This window comes from Streptomyces sp. NPDC098789 (assembly GCF_044759975.1).
Taxonomy (GTDB): Bacteria; Actinomycetota; Actinomycetes; order Streptomycetales; family Streptomycetaceae; genus Streptomyces.
The window spans coordinates 206,917-223,637 of record NZ_JBIWAJ010000002.1; the positions used below are offsets into that span (position 1 = coordinate 206,917).

General features: G+C 73.1%; 14 protein-coding genes. 4 read left to right on the top strand and 10 right to left on the bottom strand.

All coding sequences use genetic code 11. The annotated features are described in order from the left end of the window. Positions 1 to 62: 62 nt before the first annotated feature. The 5 genes from ACIQWR_RS05235 to ACIQWR_RS05255 form a co-directional block, all read right to left on the bottom strand. Entirely contained in the window at positions 63 to 1,100 is a 1,038-nt protein-coding gene (locus ACIQWR_RS05235) for an ABC transporter substrate-binding protein (RefSeq protein WP_404005241.1), read from the bottom strand. Between the two features lie 200 nt (positions 1,101 to 1,300). Further along, entirely contained in the window at positions 1,301 to 2,461 is a 1,161-nt protein-coding gene (locus ACIQWR_RS05240; RefSeq protein ID WP_404005243.1) for an acyl-CoA dehydrogenase family protein, read from the bottom strand. Positions 2,462 to 2,465: 4 nt separating this feature from the next. Continuing rightward, complete coding sequence (locus ACIQWR_RS05245) at positions 2,466 to 3,386, bottom strand: hydroxymethylglutaryl-CoA lyase (RefSeq protein ID WP_404005764.1); 921 nt, start codon at positions 3,384 to 3,386, stop codon at positions 2,466 to 2,468. An 11-nt stretch (positions 3,387 to 3,397) separates the two neighbouring features. Beyond that, on the bottom strand, positions 3,398 to 5,503 hold the full coding sequence (locus ACIQWR_RS05250; RefSeq protein WP_404005245.1) for a biotin carboxylase N-terminal domain-containing protein: 2,106 nt from the start codon (positions 5,501 to 5,503) through the stop codon (positions 3,398 to 3,400). A 23-nt stretch (positions 5,504 to 5,526) separates the two neighbouring features. Then, entirely contained in the window at positions 5,527 to 7,143 is a 1,617-nt protein-coding gene (locus ACIQWR_RS05255) for a carboxyl transferase domain-containing protein (protein WP_404005246.1), read from the bottom strand. Positions 7,144 to 7,234: 91 nt separating this feature from the next. On the opposite strand from ACIQWR_RS05255, the gene ACIQWR_RS05260 reads away from it, so the two are divergent. Then, positions 7,235 to 7,813 (top strand): TetR/AcrR family transcriptional regulator, encoded by a 579-nt coding sequence (locus ACIQWR_RS05260; protein ID WP_404005248.1) that lies wholly within the window; start codon positions 7,235 to 7,237, stop codon positions 7,811 to 7,813. A 65-nt stretch (positions 7,814 to 7,878) separates the two neighbouring features. After that, a complete protein-coding gene (locus ACIQWR_RS05265; RefSeq protein ID WP_404005765.1) occupies positions 7,879 to 8,682 on the top strand; it encodes a phosphatase in 804 nt (267 codons plus the stop codon). 6 nt (positions 8,683 to 8,688) lie between these two features. Here the strand turns inward: ACIQWR_RS05265 and ACIQWR_RS05270 are convergent, their stop codons facing one another. The 5 genes from ACIQWR_RS05270 to ACIQWR_RS05290 all read right to left on the bottom strand — a co-directional run bounded on the left by ACIQWR_RS05270 (position 8,689) and on the right by ACIQWR_RS05290 (position 13,894). Next, a complete protein-coding gene (locus ACIQWR_RS05270; protein ID WP_404005250.1) occupies positions 8,689 to 9,681 on the bottom strand; it encodes a cation diffusion facilitator family transporter in 993 nt (330 codons plus the stop codon). A gap of 27 nt (positions 9,682 to 9,708) precedes the next feature. After that, a complete protein-coding gene (gene tesB, locus ACIQWR_RS05275; protein ID WP_399266967.1) occupies positions 9,709 to 10,587 on the bottom strand; it encodes an acyl-CoA thioesterase II in 879 nt (292 codons plus the stop codon). An 18-nt stretch (positions 10,588 to 10,605) separates the two neighbouring features. Continuing rightward, positions 10,606 to 11,763, bottom strand: coding sequence for an acyl-CoA dehydrogenase family protein (locus ACIQWR_RS05280; RefSeq protein ID WP_399266966.1), 1,158 nt, complete (start codon positions 11,761 to 11,763; stop codon positions 10,606 to 10,608). Positions 11,764 to 11,935: 172 nt separating this feature from the next. After that, positions 11,936 to 12,307: an MmpS family transport accessory protein gene (locus ACIQWR_RS05285; protein WP_404005253.1), complete on the bottom strand. Its 372-nt coding sequence runs from the start codon at positions 12,305 to 12,307 to the stop codon at positions 11,936 to 11,938. A 168-nt stretch (positions 12,308 to 12,475) separates the two neighbouring features. Further along, complete coding sequence (locus ACIQWR_RS05290) at positions 12,476 to 13,894, bottom strand: PucR family transcriptional regulator ligand-binding domain-containing protein (protein WP_404005254.1); 1,419 nt, start codon at positions 13,892 to 13,894, stop codon at positions 12,476 to 12,478. Between the two features lie 117 nt (positions 13,895 to 14,011). Between ACIQWR_RS05290 and speB the strand changes: the two genes are divergently transcribed. Together speB and ACIQWR_RS05300 are read left to right on the top strand one after the other, a co-directional pair. Then, complete coding sequence (gene speB, locus ACIQWR_RS05295) at positions 14,012 to 14,980, top strand: agmatinase (RefSeq protein ID WP_404005255.1); 969 nt, start codon at positions 14,012 to 14,014, stop codon at positions 14,978 to 14,980. Positions 14,981 to 15,013: 33 nt separating this feature from the next. After that, positions 15,014 to 16,699 (top strand): thiamine pyrophosphate-binding protein, encoded by a 1,686-nt coding sequence (locus ACIQWR_RS05300; RefSeq protein WP_404005256.1) that lies wholly within the window; start codon positions 15,014 to 15,016, stop codon positions 16,697 to 16,699. The last annotated feature ends 22 nt before the right edge of the window (positions 16,700 to 16,721 follow it).

Consider the following 16,721-nt stretch of genomic DNA (forward strand, 5'->3'; position numbering starts at 1 on the left):
TGCGTGCGACGGACCGTGCGGCCGTGCCCGGCGGGTGGTCGGGGCCGGGCGCGGCCGCGGGATCAGCCGAGCTTCTTGGCCTTCTCGATGGAGACGGCGAGGTCCTCGACGAGCTTGGCGGCCTTGTCGTAGGAGTAGATCGGCTCGGTGACGCGCGGGATGACCTGACCGGCCTTGACGGCGGGCAGCTCGTTCCAGGTCGGCTTGGCCTTGAGGGCGTCGGGCTGGAGGGTCGCGCTGCGGTTGTCGAGCATGATCACGTCGGCCTTGTACTTGCCGGCGTTCTCCCAGCTGAGGCTCTCGAAGAAGCCGCCCTCGTCGAGCTTCTCGGGGGTGACGAACTCGACGCCCAGCTCCTGGAAGAACTTCAGGTCGGCCGAGGTCTTCGCGGTGGAGACGTAGAACATCTGGTCCGCGCCGGAGCCGACGAGCACCTTGACGCCGGGGTTGGCCTTGGTGGCCGCGCGCAGCTTGGCGGAGGCCGCCTCGAAGCGGGCCTTGGCGTCGACGACGTTCTTGGCGTTCATGTCGGCGCCCAGGGACTTCGCCAGCTCGGCCATCCGCTCCAGCGGCTTGGTCAGGCTGACGTCGCCGCCCACGGCGACGGCGGCGGCCGGGGCCAGCTTCAGGATCTTGTCCTTGGAGGCCTCCGGGACGTACCAGTACGTGCCGTCCCAGGTGTTGGTGAGCAGGAGGTCGGGCTGGAGGGCCGCGTACTTCTCCACGTTGAACTGGTCGTAGACGTTGCCGAGGACCTCGACCTTGGAGACGTCCATCGAACCGGCCTGCACGTCGGGCTTCCCGTCCGGCAGGGTCGTCGGGCCGAACACGCCCTTGACCGGGATGCCGTAGTCGTACAGCGCGGCGGCCGTACCGGTGAAGGCGACGATGTTCTTCGGCTTGGCCTTGAGGGCGACCGTCTTGCCGAGGTCGTCCTTGAAGGTCCAAGCGCCCTGGCTGGCACCCGCCTTGTCCGCGTCGCCCTTCTCCGTCGTGGCGTCCGATCCGCCGCACGCGGTGAGCGTGGCGACGAGACCGAGGGCGCCACCCGCGGCGATCAGGCCGCGACGGGTGAGGAGGGAGGATCGGGACTTGGGCATGTGGGTGTCCGCTTTCGTGCGTTGAGTGGCCACTTTTGGCTGTTCGGAACGAAGGTTAGCCTAACCTCACGGACTATTGGTAAGGGGGACCTAAGTTCCTTGTCGGAACGTGATCCGGCGCCCGCCGCGGGTGCGACGGGCGCCGGATCACGCCGATGTGCGGGACGTCCGGGGCAGCCGGGACGTCCGGGACGGCCAGGTCAGCCGGAGAAGCCCAGCTCGCGCGCGATGAGCATGCGCTGGACCTCGCTCGTGCCCTCGCCGATCTCCAGGATCTTGGAGTCGCGCCACATCCGGGCGACGGGGTACTCGTTCATGAACCCGTACCCGCCGTGGATCTGGGTGGCCTCGCGGGCGTTGTCGACGGCGACCGTCGAGGAGTACAGCTTCGCGAGCGCCGCCTCCTTCTTGAACGGCTCCCCGTGCACCAGCCGGGACGCCGCGTCCCGCCAGCCGAGCCGCGCCATGTGGGCGCGCATCTCCATGTCCGCCAGCTTGAACTGGATGGCCTGGTTGTCGCCGATCGGGCGACCGAAGGCGCGGCGCTCCTTGGCGTACTTCACCGACTCGTCCACGCAGCCCTGGGCCAGGCCCGTGGCGAGGGCGGAGATGGCGATCCGGCCCTCGTCCAGGATCCGCAGGAACTGCGCGTAGCCGCGGCCCTCCGCGCCGACCAGGTTCGCCAGCGGCACCCGGACGTCGGCGAAGGACAGCTCGCGGGTGTCGGAGGAGTTCCAGCCGACCTTGGAGTACGGGGCGGCGACCGTGAAGCCGGGGGTTCCCGACGGCACGATGATCGAGGAGATCTCGGGGCGGCCGTCGGCCTTGCGGCCGGTGACCGCGGTGACCGTCACCAGGCCGGTGATGTCGGTGCCGGAGTTTGTGATGAAGCACTTCGACCCGTTGATCACCCACTCGTCGCCGTCGCGGACGGCCGTGGTGCGGGTGCCGCCCGCGTCCGAACCGCCGTCCGGCTCGGTCAGGCCGAAGGCGCCGAGGATCTCGCCGGAGCACATCCGCGGCAGCCACTCCCGCTTCTGCTCCTCGGTGCCGAACAGGTGGATCGGCATGGCGCCCAGCGAGACGCCCGCCTCCAGGGTGATGGCGACGGAGGAGTCGACGCGGGCCAGCTCCTCCAGGGCGATGCCGAGGGCGAGGTAGTCGCCGCCCATGCCGCCGTACTCCTCCGGGAAGGGCAGGCCGAACAGGCCCATCCGGCCCATCTCGCGGACGATCTCGTACGGGAACTCGTGGCGCTCGTAGAGGTCGCCGATCTTCGGGGCGACCACGTCGTGCGCGAACGCCTCGACGGTGCGGCGGAGTTCCTCGTGCTCGGGGGTGAGCCGGTGGTCGAGGGCCATGGTTCTACTGCTCCTTGTGGGAGAGGGCTTTGACGGTGCGGGAGGGGCTGGGCCGGCCCAGCCGTTCGGCCATCCACACGCTCGTGGCGGTGAGGGCGGCCAGGTCGACCCCGGTGTCGATGCCGAGGCCGTCGAGCATCCACACGAGGTCCTCGGTGGCGAGGTTCCCGGTGGCGCTCTTCGCGTACGGGCACCCGCCGAGGCCGCCCGCGGAGGCGTCGACGGTGGTGACGCCGTGCTGGAGGGCCGCGAGGGTGTTGGAGAGGGCCTGTCCGTAGGTGTCGTGGAAGTGGACCCCGATCCGGTCGGTGCCCACCCCCGCCTCGTTCAGCGCGGACAGCAGGGCCTGGACGTGGCCGGGGGTCGCGACGCCGATGGTGTCGCCGAGGCTCAGCTCGTCGCAGCCGAGGTCGAGCAGGGCCTTGGCCACCCGGACGACCTGGTGGACCGGGACCGGCCCCTCCCACGGGTCGCCGAAGCACATCGAGAGGTAGCCGCGCACGTGCGCCCGGCCCGCCTTGGCGCGGGCGACGACCGGCTCGAACATCGCGAGGGACTCGGCGACGCTCCGGTTGAGGTTGCGGGCGGCGAAGGTCTCGGTCGCCGAGCCGAAGACGGCGATCCGGGTCGCGCCGAGGGCGAGGGCCCGGTCCAGTCCGCGCTCGTTGGGCACGAGCACCGGCAGGGCGGCGGGGACGTCGGACAGCAGCGGGAACAGGGTCTCCGCGTCGGCGAGCTGGGGCACCCACTTGGGGTGGACGAAGCTGGTCGCCTCGATGGTGGTGAGGCCCGCCGCGGCGAGGCGGTGGATGAACTCCGCCTTCACCTCGGTGGGGACGGAGGCCTTCTCGTTCTGCAGGCCGTCACGGGCGCCGACCTCGTGGATGCGGACCCGGGCCGGCAGGTCGGGGGCGGGGAAGGCCATCGGGAGCCCGTTCACTCGCCCTCCTCCTGCGCGACGGGGGTGACCACGGCCAGGACCTGGTCCATGGCGACGGTGGTGCCGGGGGTGACGTCGAGTTCGGTGACGGTGCCGGCGTGGGGCGCGGAGATGACGTGCTCCATCTTCATCGCCTCGACGACCAAGAGGCTCTGGCCCGCCTCCACCTCGTCCCCGACGGCCACCTTCACGACGGTGACGGTGCCGGGCATGGGGGCGGCGAGGGTGTCGGCCCCGGAGCGGCCGCGGCCGGTGAGGGAGGCGGTGACCGGGTCGTGGGTCTGGACGTGCCAGGTGTCGGCGTCGCGGCCGAGCCAGGTCCCCTCCGGGGAGGGGGCGTGGGTGAAGCGGTGCGTGATGCCGTCGAGTTCGACGGTGACGGTGTCGTGGGTGCGGGTGACGATCCGGCCCGCGGCCGGTGTGCCGGGGCTCCGCCCCGGACCCCGCGCCTCAATCGCCGGCGGGGCTGGATCGGCCCCGGTGACGAGGAGTTCCGTGCCGCTGGCGGAGGGGCGGGTGCGGACCTCGACGGGGTCCGCACCCGGGAGGCGGAAGTGGTGGACGGTCCAGGCGGGGGTGCCGCCCAGGCGCCAGCCGTTGGGGACGCCGAAGGGATCGACCCACGCATCCAGCCCGTCCCGGGGGCCCCTCCCAGCGGTAGCTGGGGGAGTTTGAGGAGCGGGGTCCGGGGCGGAGCCCCGAGCCAACAGCGCGGCCGCGGCGTACACCTCGGCCGGCACCCCCTCCGGGAGGAGCTTGGCGAGATCGCGCTCGACCAACCCGGTGTCCAGGTCGCCGCTCACCACGTCCGGGTGCGCCAGCAGCCTGCGCAGGAACCCGGTGTTGGTCTGGACGCCCAGGATCACGGTGTCCGCCAGCGCCCCCCGCAGCACGCGCAGCGCGGCGGCCCGGTCGGGCCCGTAGGCGATGACCTTCGACAGCATCGGGTCGTAGGTGCTGCCGACCGGCACCCCCGCGGTCAGCCCGGAGTCGGTGCGCACGGCGCCGCCGTTCGGCTCCGACAGGGCGAGCACGGTCCCGCCCGAGGGCAGGAACCCGCGCGCCGGGTCCTCGGCGCAGACGCGGGCCTCGATGGCGTGCCCGGTGAGGGTGACGTCGTCCTGGGCGAAGTCCAGGGCCTCGCCGGCGGCGACCCGCAGCTGCCACTCCACCAGGTCCAGGCCCGTCACCAGCTCGGTGACCGGGTGCTCGACCTGGAGGCGGGTGTTCATCTCCATGAAGTAGTAGGAGGAGGGGTCCCCGCCCGGCACGATGAACTCCACGGTGCCCGCGCCGACGTACCCGCAGGAGCGGGCCGCCGAGGTGGCGGCCGCGCCCATCGCCTCGCGCAGCTCGGGGGTCAGCAGGACGCTGGGGGCCTCCTCGATGACCTTCTGGTGGCGGCGCTGGAGGGAGCACTCGCGCTCGCCGAGGTGGACGACGTTCCCGTGGGCGTCCGCCAGGACCTGGATCTCGATGTGCCGCGGCCGGTCGACCCAGCGCTCCACGAGCAGGGTGTCGTCGCCGAAGGAGGACCGCGCCTCGCGCCGGGCGGCCGCGATCTCCTCGCCCAGCAGGGCCTCGTCGCGCACCAGCCGCATGCCCTTGCCGCCGCCGCCCGCCGAGGGCTTGAGCAGGACCGGCATGCCGATCTCGCGGGACGCCGCGATCAGTTCGGCGTCGCTGAGCCCGCTGCCGGAGGAGCCCGGGACCACCGGGACGCCCGCGGCCCGTACGGTCTCCTTCGCGCGGATCTTGTCGCCCATCAGGGCGATGGCGGCGGCGGGCGGGCCGATGAAGGCGAGGCCGGCCTCGGCGCAGGCCGCGGCGAAGGCGGCGTTCTCGGCGAGGAAGCCGTAGCCGGGGTGGACGGCCTCGGCCCCGGTGCGGCGGGCGGCGTCGAGCAGCCGCTCCACCGACAGGTAGCTCTCGGCAGCGGCGGCCGGGCCGATGCGGACGGCCGTGTCGGCCTCCCGGACGTGGCGCGCGTCGGCGTCCGCGTCGCTGAAGACGGCGACCGAGCGCACGCCCAGCTGGCGGAGCGTACGGATGACCCGGACCGCGATCTCGCCCCGGTTGGCCACCAGAACAGTGCTGAACATCGAAGGGTTCCTCACGTCACACATCACATCCGGAAGATGCCGAAAGCCGAGTCGGCGAGGGGCGCGTTGGCGCAGGCGGTCAGGGCGAGCCCCAGCACCTGGCGGGTCTCCACCGGGTCGATGACCCCGTCGTCCCACAGCCGGGCGGTGGCGTAGTAGGCGCTGCCCTGCTCCTCGTACTGCGCGCGGATCGGGGCCTTGAAGGCGTCCTCGTCCTCGCCGGACCACTCCTGGCCCGCGCCCTCGATCTGGTCGCGCTTGACCGTGGCCAGCACCGAGGCGGCCTGCTCGCCGCCCATGACCGAGATCTTGGCGTTGGGCCACATCCACAGGAAGCGGGGGCTGTAGGCCCGGCCGCACATCGAGTAGTTGCCCGCGCCGTACGAGCCGCCGACGACCACGGTCAGTTTGGGGACCCGGGTGCAGGCCACCGCGGTGACCATCTTCGCGCCGTGCTTGGCGATGCCGCCGGCCTCGTAGTCCCGGCCGACCATGAAGCCCGAGATGTTCTGGAGGAAGAGCAGCGGGATGCCGCGCTGGTCGCACAGCTCGATGAAGTGGGCGCCCTTCTGGGCGGACTCGGAGAACAGGATGCCGTTGTTGGCGACGATCCCGACCGGGTGCCCGTGGATCCGGGCGAAGCCGGTGACCAGGGTCTGCCCGAACTCGGCCTTGAACTCCTGGAAGCGGGAGCCGTCGACGATCCGCGCGATGATCTCGCGGGCGTCGTACGGCGTACGGGAGTCCACCGGCACCGCGCCGTAGAGGCCGTACGGGTCCACCTTCGGCTCCTCGGGAGCCTCCAGCGACCACGGCGCCGCGGTCCGCTCCGGGAGGGTGGCCACGATGTTGCGCACGATCCGCAGCGCGTGCGCGTCGTCCTCGGCCAGGTGGTCGGTGACCCCGGAGGTCCGCGAGTGCACCTCGCCGCCGCCCAGCTCCTCGGCGGTGACCACCTCGCCGGTGGCCGCCTTCACCAGCGGCGGCCCGCCGAGGAAGATGGTGCCCTGGCCGCGCACGATGACGGCCTCGTCGCTCATCGCCGGTACGTAGGCCCCGCCCGCCGTGCAGGAACCGAGGACGGCGGCGATCTGCGGGATGCCCGCGCCCGACATGCGGGCCTGGTTGTAGAAGATCCGGCCGAAGTGCTCGCGGTCGGGGAAGACCTCGTCCTGCATGGGCAGGAAGGCGCCGCCGGAGTCGACCAGGTAGAGGCAGGGCAGCCGGTTCTCCAGCGCGACCTCCTGGGCGCGCAGGTGCTTCTTGACCGTCATCGGGTAGTACGTGCCGCCCTTGACGGTGGCGTCGTTCGCCACGATCACGCACTCGCGGCCGCTGACCCGACCGATGCCCGCGATCACGCCGGCGGCGGGGGCGGCGCCCCCGTACATGTCCTCGGCGGCCAGCGGGGCCAGCTCCAGGAACGGCGAACCGGGGTCCAGGAGGGCGTCCACCCGCTCGCGCGGGAGGAGCTTGCCGCGCGCGGTGTGGCGGGCGCGGGCCTTCTCGCCGCCGCCGAGCCGGGCGGCGTCGAGCCGGGCCCGCAACCCCTCGGTCAGCTCGCGGTGGGCGGCCTCGTTGGTCCGCCAGGCCTCCGACGCCGGATCGGCGGCGGTCGTCAGCACTGGTGCCTGCTGCATCGCTCGAGCTCCCTTGCTCGGTTAATGAGCGTTAACGCCTTACGCGCCATAGGTTAACGACCGCTAACGGCCCTGTCTAGAATGGATTCCCATGAGCACCAGAGCGGCCGCCCCCACCCGTCGCGAGCAGATCCTCAACGAGGCCGCTCGTCTCTTCGCCGAGCGTGGGTTCCACGGGGTCGGCGTGGACGAGATAGGGGCCGCGGTGGGCATCAGCGGCCCCGGCCTGTACCGACATTTCGCGGGCAAGGAGGCGATGCTCGCCGAGCTGCTCGTCGGGATCAGCGAGCGGCTGCTGACCGGCGGCCGCCACCGGGTGGCGGAGGCGACGGGGGACCCCGCGTCCGTGCTGGCCTCGCTGATCGACGGGCACATCGACTTCGCCCTCGACGACCGCGCGCTGATCACCGTCCACGACCGCGAGCTCGACCGGCTGCGGGACACCGACCGCAAGCTCGTGCGCCAGCTCCAGCGGCAGTACGTCGAGCTGTGGGTGGAGGTCGTGCGCGAGCTGCACCCCCAGGTGCCGCAGGCGGAGGTGCGGATCTGCGTCCACGCCGTCTTCGGCCTGCTGAACTCGACCCCGCACCTGGGGCAGCTGGGCCGCGAGGCCACCGAGTCGCTGCTGCGGCGGGTGGCGCACGGGGCGTTCGGGGCGCTGTCGGGATGAGCGCCTGGGCCGCGCTGCTGCGCTGGACCGGACGGAACGGACGCGTCCGGGCGCCCGGCGGCAGAATGGGGCCCATGCCGATAGAGACGCCCGTACCCAGCCGCGCCGAGCTCATCGATCACCTGGTCCGTACCCGGATCGCCGGGCAGGTCGCCACTCCGCGCGAGAACAACCTCTCCCACTACCGCAAGCTCGCCAACGGCGACCGCCACTACTGGCTGGGCCTGGAGCTGGGCGACCGCTGGACGGACGAGCAGGACGTCCTCGCGGTGATGGCCGAGCGCTGCGGGGTCGTCGACGACCCGGCGCAGCTGCACGGCCAGGACACCATCGACCCCGAGCTGACCCTCGACGCGCTCGACCGGATGGCGGCGCGGCTGCGCAAGGCCGCCCTGGACCAGCAGCGGGTGCTGTTCGCGACCGGGCACCCGGGCGGGCTGCTCGACGTGCACCGCGCCACGGCGGCGGCCCTGCGGGCGGCCGGCTGCGAGATCGTGGTGATCCCGGCCGGGCTGACGGCCGACGAGGGCTCGGTGTGGCAGTTCGCCGACGTGGCCGTACTGGAGCGGGGGGCCACCCTGTGGCACACCCACTCCCCGAACCCGATGGCCGCGATCCTGGACGCCCTGGCGGCCGAGGGGCGGCCGCAGCCCGACCTGGTCGTCGCGGACCACGGCTGGGCCGGCTGCGCCGCCCAGCGCGGCCTGGACGCGGTGGGCTACGCCGACTGCAACGACCCGGCGCTCTTCCTCGGCGAGGCCGAGGGCACCCTCCAGGTCGCGGTCCCCCTGGACGACCACGTCCGCGACCCCCGCCACTACGACCCCCTGGTGGCGTACCTGCTGGACGCGGCGGGTCTCGCCGGCTGACGCGGGTCAGGGGCCGGGCCGGTCCGCCTCGGGGCCGGGGTCGGAGGTCGGGTCCGGCCCCGGGCGGCGCGGGGTGGGGTCCAGGTAGACGCGGCGGATCGCCGGGTAGCGCTCGCGCAGTTGGGCTTCGGCTTCTTCGCAGGCGCGCTCGACCTGCCAGGCGGCCGCCAGGTCGTGGAAGTCGATCTTCGCGGCGATCAGGACCTCGTCCGGGCCCTGCACCAGCGTGGTCAGTTCCAGCACCGCCTCGATGTGCGGCACGGACAGCAGTTCCTCGCGGACCCCGGCCCGCATCTGCGGCGGCAGCGGGCGGCCGATCAGGTACTGCGCGTTCGAGCGGCCCAGCTCCCACGCCACCGCCACCAGCAGCAGCCCGATCAGCAGCGAGGCGATCCCGTCGTACGCCCCGGAGCCGGTCAGCTGCGCGCCCAGCAGCCCGCCCGCGGCCAGGGCCAGGCCGATCAGGGCGGCCACGTTCTCCAGCAGGACCGCCTTCACCGCCGTGTCCGGGGTGTGTTTCACGTACAGGCCCAGGGGGGCCCGCATCCGGGCCGCCTCGCCCTTGACCTGGCGCCAGGCGACCAGCAGCGAGTAGCCCTCCAGGACGAAGGCCACGGCGAGGATGATGTACGAGAGGGTCGGGTTGCCCGGGTCCTCGCCGTGCACCAGGGTGTGGATCCCGTCGTACACGGCGAAGACCGCGCCGCCGACGAAGGTGGCGATCGAGGCCAGCAGCGCCCAGATGTAGCGCTCCGGCCCGTAGCCCAGCGGATGCGCCTCGTCCGCCGGCTTCGCGCTGCGCTTGAGGGAGGCCAGGAGCAGTACCTCGGTCACGGTGTCGGCCACCGAGTGGGCCGCCTCGGACAGCATCGCGCTGGATCCGCTGACGATTCCGCCGACGGCCTTGGCCGCCGCGATCCCGAGGTTGGTGACCACCGCGACGAGGACCGTACCGACGCTCTCGTCGCCGCTGGCGGCGTCGTTCGGGCTGCTGGACATGAGGCGACGGTACGTCCGCCGCCCCGGCTACGCGCGCGGGACGCGCACCACGCCCTCCTGGATGACGGTGACGGCGAGGCGCCCGTCCCGGGTCCAGATCCTGGCCTGTCCCAGGCCCCGCCCGGCGGCGGCCGAGGGGGACTCCTGGTCGTACAGCAGCCACTCGTCCGCGCGGAACGGCCGGTGGAACCACATCGCGTGGTCCAGCGAGGCGCCCACGACGTCGCCGACCGCCCAGCCGCCGCGCCCGTGCGCGAGCAGGACGGAATCGAGCAGGGTCATGTCCGAGACGTAGGTGGCCAGGCAGGTGTGGAGGAGGGGGTCGTCGCTCTCCAGCTTGCCCGCGGTGCGGAACCAGACCTGCGTGCGCGGCTCGACCGGCTCGCCGACGCTGCCCCACGGCGGGGTCGTCGCGTACCGCAGGTCCACCGCGGCCCGCGCGTCGATCAGCCGCTCGACCGTGCCCGGGTCGCGGAAGACGTCCCGGTAGCGGGGCAGGGCCTCGGCGGCCGTCTCCAAGGTCTCCGGATCGGGCGCGTCCGGCATCGCGGCCTGGTGGTCCAGGCCCTCCTCGGGCGTCTGGAAGGACGCCGAGAGGTGGAAGATCGGCTGTCCGTGCTGGACGGCGACGACGCGGCGCGTGGTGAAGGAGCGCCCGTCGCGGATCCGGTCGACGGAGTAGACGATCGGCGCGCCCGGGTCACCGGCGCGCAGGAAGTACGAGTGCAGCGAGTGCGCGGTGCGGTCCTCGGGCACGGTGCGGCCGGCCGCGACCAGCGCCTGGGCCGCGACCTGACCGCCGAAGACGCGCGGTACCAGCGCCGAACGGCTGGTACCGCGGAAGATGTTCTCCTCGATCTGCTCCAGGTCGAGCAGGTCGAGGAGCGTCGTCAGTGCCTCGTTCATGGGGGAAGGGTAGATCCCTTACAGACCCATGGACTTGGCGATGATGGACTTCATGACCTCGCTGGTGCCGCCGTAGATGCGGTTCACGCGGTTGTCGGCGTACAGGCGGGCGATCGGGTACTCGTTCATGTAGCCGTAGCCGCCGTGCAGCTGGAGGCACTTGTCGATGACGCGGTGCGCGACCTCGGTGCAGAAGAGCTTCGCGGACGCGGCCTCGGCGGCGGTCAGCTCACCGGCGTCCAGGGCTTCCAGCGCGCGGTCGGAGACGGCCTCGGCGGCGTCCACCTCGGCCTGGCAGGAGGCCAGTTCGAACTTGGTGTTCTGGAAGTGGGCGACCGGCTTGCCGAAGACGGTGCGGTCCGTGACGTACTGCTGCGCGAACCGGACGGCGGCCTTGGCCTGGGCGTACGCGCCGAAGGCGATGCCCCAGCGCTCGGAGGGCAGGTTGGCGCCGAGGTAGTAGAAGCCCTTGTTCTCCTCGCCCATCAGGTCCTCGACCGGCACCTTCACGTCGACGAACGCCAGCTCGGCGGTGTCGGAGGTGCGCAGGCCCAGCTTGTCGAGCTTGCGGCCGATGGAGTAGCCCTCGGACTTGGTGTCGACGGCGAAGAGGGAGATGCCGAAGCGGCGGTCGTCCTCGCGCGGGGAGGAGGTGCGGGCGCAGACGATCACGCGGTCGGCGTGGACGCCACCGGTGATGAAGGTCTTGGAGCCGTTGAGGACGTAGTGCGTGCCGTCCTCGGAGAGCTTGGCGGTGGTCTTCATGCCCGCGACGTCGGAACCGGTGCCCGGCTCGGTCATCGCGAGGGCCCACATCTCCTCGCCGGAGACGAACTTCGGCAGGTAGCGCTTCTTCTGCTCGTCGGTGCCGAGCATCTTGATGTAGGGGAGCGCGAGCAGCACGTGCACGCCGGAGCCGCCGAAGTTCACGCCCGCGCGGGAGGTCTCCTCGTAGAGGACCGCCTCGAACTTGTGCGTGTCCAGGCCGGCGCCGCCGAACTCCTCGGGCACGTTGATGCCGAAGACGCCCAGCTCGCCGAGCTTGTAGTAGAAGTCGCGCGGCGCCTGGCCCGCCTGGAACCACTCGTCGTAGACCGGAACGACCTCGGCCTCGATGAAGGCGCGGATGGTCTCGCGGAACGCCTCGTGGTCCTCGTTGAAAACGGTACGGCGCACGGCCGACCCTCCTTATTGCGGCTAAACCGCCGCCGCTCTCGCGGAGGTGGTTTCGCGCCGTAGTGGTTGCTCAATCGATGGCTGAGCTCTAAGCGCTTGCTCAGATAAGTTACTGGTGGGTTGTGCTCCGTGTCCAGAGTGAGGCTGCGCACGCCGTTCGTGCCGACATGCTCTAGAAGCCGTTGCAGACGGCCGAGGCGAAGGGGCCCATCGCGCTCGCCGTGATCGGCGGGTCGTCGTCGACCGTGACCGAGCAGGTGGCGGCGCCGCCCTGGGAGCCCAGCGTGACGACGAGCGAGCCGCCCTTGGCGAAGCCCTTCGTGGTGAGCACCTTGGTCCACGGCAGGTTCTGGCCGCCCACCTGGCTGGTGGAGGCGCTGCCGTCGTGCCAGGTCGAATAGGTGATGGTCACGTCCGTGGCCTTGCCGGTCGCCGCGTAGGTGACCCGGGCGGGCCGACCGGCCTCCTTCTGCACCTCGCCGACGAAGACGGCGAAGAGGGCCGCGCAGCCGCCGAGCAACAGCAGGAGGAGGCCGAGCAGCACCCACGGCCAGCGGCGACGCCGGCGCGGCGCGGGCGGGGGCGGGGGTTGCGGGTACGGGTACCCGCGGAGCGGCTCGCTCCGGGGGGCGTCCCGGGGGCCCCATCCCCGCGGATCGGGTTCTGGTGAACTGTTCGATCGGCTCATGTCACCAGCGTCGCCCCGGTCGGCTCACTCCTCCACCCCGGCGTGCCGCAGCGCGAACCACAGCTCCATCCGGGTGTCCGGATCGTCCAGGTCGAGCGCCAACAGGGTCGCGCACCGGGCGATGCGCTGGCGGACGGTGTTGCGGTGCACGCCCAGAGCCGCCGCGCTGCGGTCCCAGCTGCCGTGGTGGGCCAGCCAGGCGCGCAGGGTCCGCGCGTGCGCCGGGTTCAGCGGGGCGAGCAGTGCCTCGGCGTGCGCGCGGGCCTCCGCCGGGTCGAGCAGGGCCGCGATGCCGCCCGGGGCGTGCCGGGCCAGCGGGACGCGGGCCGCCTCGGCGCGCTCCAGGGCCCGCCGCGCCTGGGCTCCGGCGGTCCGCAGCCCCGCGGGCCCGGCGGGCGCCGCCACCCCGAGCCGCCAGCCGGGCTGCGGGGCCGGGTCCCGGTCGGTGAGCAGGCGCATGCCGTCCTCGCCCGGGTCCAGCAGTACGGTGCCCAGCGCGGCCGCCAGGGCCCGCGGATCGCCGGCGCCGCGCGCGTGGACGGCGTACCAGGGCCCGGCCCCCAGCGCCCCGTCCGGATCCCCGTCGAGCAGCAGCCGGGTCAGGGCGGCCGTCTCCGGGCCGGGCGGGCGGTGCGCGGTCAGCAGCGTCAGCAGCACGGCGGCCACCGAGGCGATGGTGTGGTCCCCGGGGGCCCGGCCGGGCGCGGCCAGCGCCAGCACGGGCAGGGGCGCGGCCCCGGGCGCCGCCCCCGGGCGCCCCAGGGCGTGCACCGAGAGGTGCAGCCCCTCGTGGGTGTCGGTCGCGGTCGCGGCGGCGGGACCGCCGGCCCCGGGGCCGTTCCCCGCGACGCGGGCGGCCAGCGCGGTCAGGGCCGCGAGCACCCCCGCGGGTGCGGGGCGGCCCGCCGCCTCCCGGACCCCGTCCGCGCTCACCAGTACGGCGTGTCCGTCCAGGACGCCGGCCAGCCGGGACAGTACGGCCGGTACCGGATCGGGCCGGGCCGCGGCGGCGGCCAGCGCCTGCTGGGCCTCGGTGATCCGGCTCAGCTCGCGGGTACGGGCCCGCGCCATCAGCCGCCACACGGCGCGGGCGACCGCCGTGAACGGCGTCCCGGCGGGCACCTCCAGCAGCGGCAGCCCGTGCCGGTCGCAGGCCGCCACCAGCTCCGGGGGCACGGTCGCGTGCACCGGGGTCACGCCGAAGCCGAGGGCCGCCGTGCCGGCGCGGGCGAGCCGGGCGACGTACGCGTCGGGGTCCTCCAGCGCGGCGCCCGCGGTGAGCAGCAGCTCGCCGCCCAGCAGGTACGGCGAGGGGTCGGCCATCTCGGAGGCGTGCACCCCGTGCACCTCGGCCCCGGCGGGTCCGGCGAGGTGGCGCAGCCCCAGCTCCCGCTCCGGCAGCAGCGCGCCGAGCGGGACCGGCGGAGTGGGCGGGGCTTCCATGGATACTCCGTACACATCGGGGATGCTCGATGGATGGAACGTACACTCCGCGTGCCCGGGGTGTCCGTTTACGCTCGAAGCACCGCACTCGCAGGACCTCCAGGAAGGGCACCCCCCATGAGCACGCAGCCGCGCGGCCCCGTCGACTCCTCCCGCATCCCGCGCTACGCGGGCCCCGCGACCTTCGCCCGACTGCCCCGCCTGGACGAGGTCGGCGGCAAGGCGGACGTCGCCGTGGTCGGCGTGCCCTTCGACTCCGGCGTCTCCTACCGCCCCGGCGCCCGCTTCGGCGGCAACGCCATCCGCGAGGCCTCGCGCCTGCTGCGCCCGTACAACCCGGCGCAGGACGCCTCCCCCTTCGCCCTCGCGCAGGTCGCCGACGCCGGTGACATCGCGGCGAACCCCTTCAACATCAACGAGGCCGTCGACACGATCGAGGCCGCGGCCGACGAGCTGATCGGCAACGGCTCCCGCCTGATGACCCTCGGCGGCGACCACACCATCGCGCTGCCGCTGCTGCGCTCGGTGGCCAAGAAGCACGGCCCGGTGGCGCTGCTGCACTTCGACGCGCACCTGGACACCTGGGACACGTACTTCGGCGCCGAGTACACGCACGGCACGCCCTTCCGCCGGGCCGTCGAGGAGGGCATCCTCGACACCGAGGCGCTCTCGCACGTCGGCACCCGCGGCCCGCTCTACGGCAAGCAGGACCTGGACGACGACGCCAAGATGGGCTTCGGCATCGTCACCTCGGCCGACGTCTACCGCCGCGGCGCCGACGAGGTCGCCGACCAGCTGCGCCAGCGCATCGGCGACCGCCCGCTGTACATCTCGATCGACATCGACGTGCTGGACCCGGCCCACGCGCCCGGCACCGGCACCCCCGAGGCGGGCGGCATGACCTCCCGCGAGCTGCTGGAGATCATCCGCGGCCTGTCGTCCTGCAACCTGGTTTCCGCCGACGTGGTCGAGGTCGCCCCGGCGTACGATCACGCGGAGATCACCTCGGTCGCGGCCTCGCACACCGCGTACGAGCTGACCACGATCATGAGCCGTCAAATCGCTGCGGGCACGCAGCGCCATTGAGCACAGCGCGCAGGCGAAGGGCAAGTAAGAACCGTGACGCACGACCACGACCTGGTACTCCGCCCCACCGAAGCCCAGAAGGCGGCCGCACTCGCGCCGCCGCCGGGCCGGACCGGCGGGGACCTGGTCGTGGAGACGCTGCGCTCGCTCGGCGCGACCACCGTCTTCGGCCTGCCGGGGCAGCACGCGCTCGGCACCTTCGACGCGCTGGGCCGCTCCGACCTGCGGCTGATCGGCCTGCGGGTGGAGAACAACGCGGCCTTCGCGGCCGACGCGTACGGCCGTCTCACGGGCGAGGCGGTCCCGCTGCTGCTGTCCACCGGACCGGGCGCGCTGACGGCCCTGCCCGCCCTGGCGGAGGCGGCCGCCGCCTCCGCCCCGGTCGTGGCCATCGCCTCCCAGGTGCCGAGCGCGGGCCTGGGCGGCGGGCGGCGCGGTCACCTGCACGAGCTGCGGGACCAGGCGGCGTCCTTCCGGGACGTGGTCAAGTCGGTGCACGAGGCCCGCACCCCGTCCCAGATCCCCTCCGTGATCGCCGCGGCCTGGGAGTCGGCGCTGACCGCTCCGCACGGCCCGGTCTGGGTGGAGATCCCCGAGGACGTGCTGCGTGCCGAAACCATCGTTCCGCAGGTCACGGGCGTGGACGCGACCCCGCACGACCTCGCCCCGCGCCCGGAGCTGACCGCGCTGGCCGCGCACTGGCTGGAGCGCGCCGAACGGCCGGTGATCATCGCGGGCGGCGGAGTGGTCCGCTCGGACGCCGCGAAGAAGCTGCGGGAGCTGGCCGAGCGGCTGAACGCGCCGGTCGTCACCACCTTCGGCGGCAAGGGCGCCTTCCCCTGGACCCACCCGCTCTCCCTCCAGTCCTGGCTGGAGGACCGCCACATGACCGACTTCCTGGAGGACGCCGACGTCCTGCTGGTCGTCGGCTCGGGCCTCGGGGAACTCTCCTCGAACTACCACACGTTCTTCCCGGAGGGCCGGGTCGTCCAGATCGACGCGGACCTCGGCAAGCTGGAGTCCAACCACGCCGGACTCGGCATCCACGCGGACGCGCGGCTCGCGCTCCAGGCGCTGCTGGAGACGGTGTCCGAGCGCCCGGATCCGGGCGCGCCGGAGCGGGTGCGCGCGGTCCTCGCCGCGGTGGCCGAGCGCCTGTCCACGCAGGACGTGGCCCTGGAGCAGTCCCTGCTGGCCTCGATCAGGGCCGCCCTCCCGGCGCGCTCGCCGTCCTTCTGGGACATGACGATCCTGGCCTACTGGGCCTGGTCCGCCTTCGACCCGAAGCACCCCAACACGATGCACTCGGCCCAGGGCGCGGGCGGCCTCGGCTACGCCTTCCCGGCGGCCCTGGGGGCCTGCGCGGCCGAGCCGGGCACCCCGGTCCTGGCGGTCTCGGGCGACGGCGGCGCGATGTACTCCCTGGCGGAGCTGGCCACGGCCCGCCAGTACGACCTGGACGTGACCTGGCTGATCGTCGACGACGGCGGCTACGGCATCCTGCGCGAGTACATGAGCCAGTCCTTCGACGGCCGCACCACGGGTACGGAGCTGACCCGCCCCGACTTCGTCGCCCTGGCGGAGTCCTTCGGCGTCCCGGCGGCGACGACCACCCCGGACTCCCTGCGCGCGGACCTCGCGAAGTCCCTGTCCACCCCGGGCCCCTCGGTCCTGGTCCTCCCGGCCACCTTGAAGATGTTCGCCCCGACGCACGTCTGATCGGCGCGGCACGTCCGGGTGG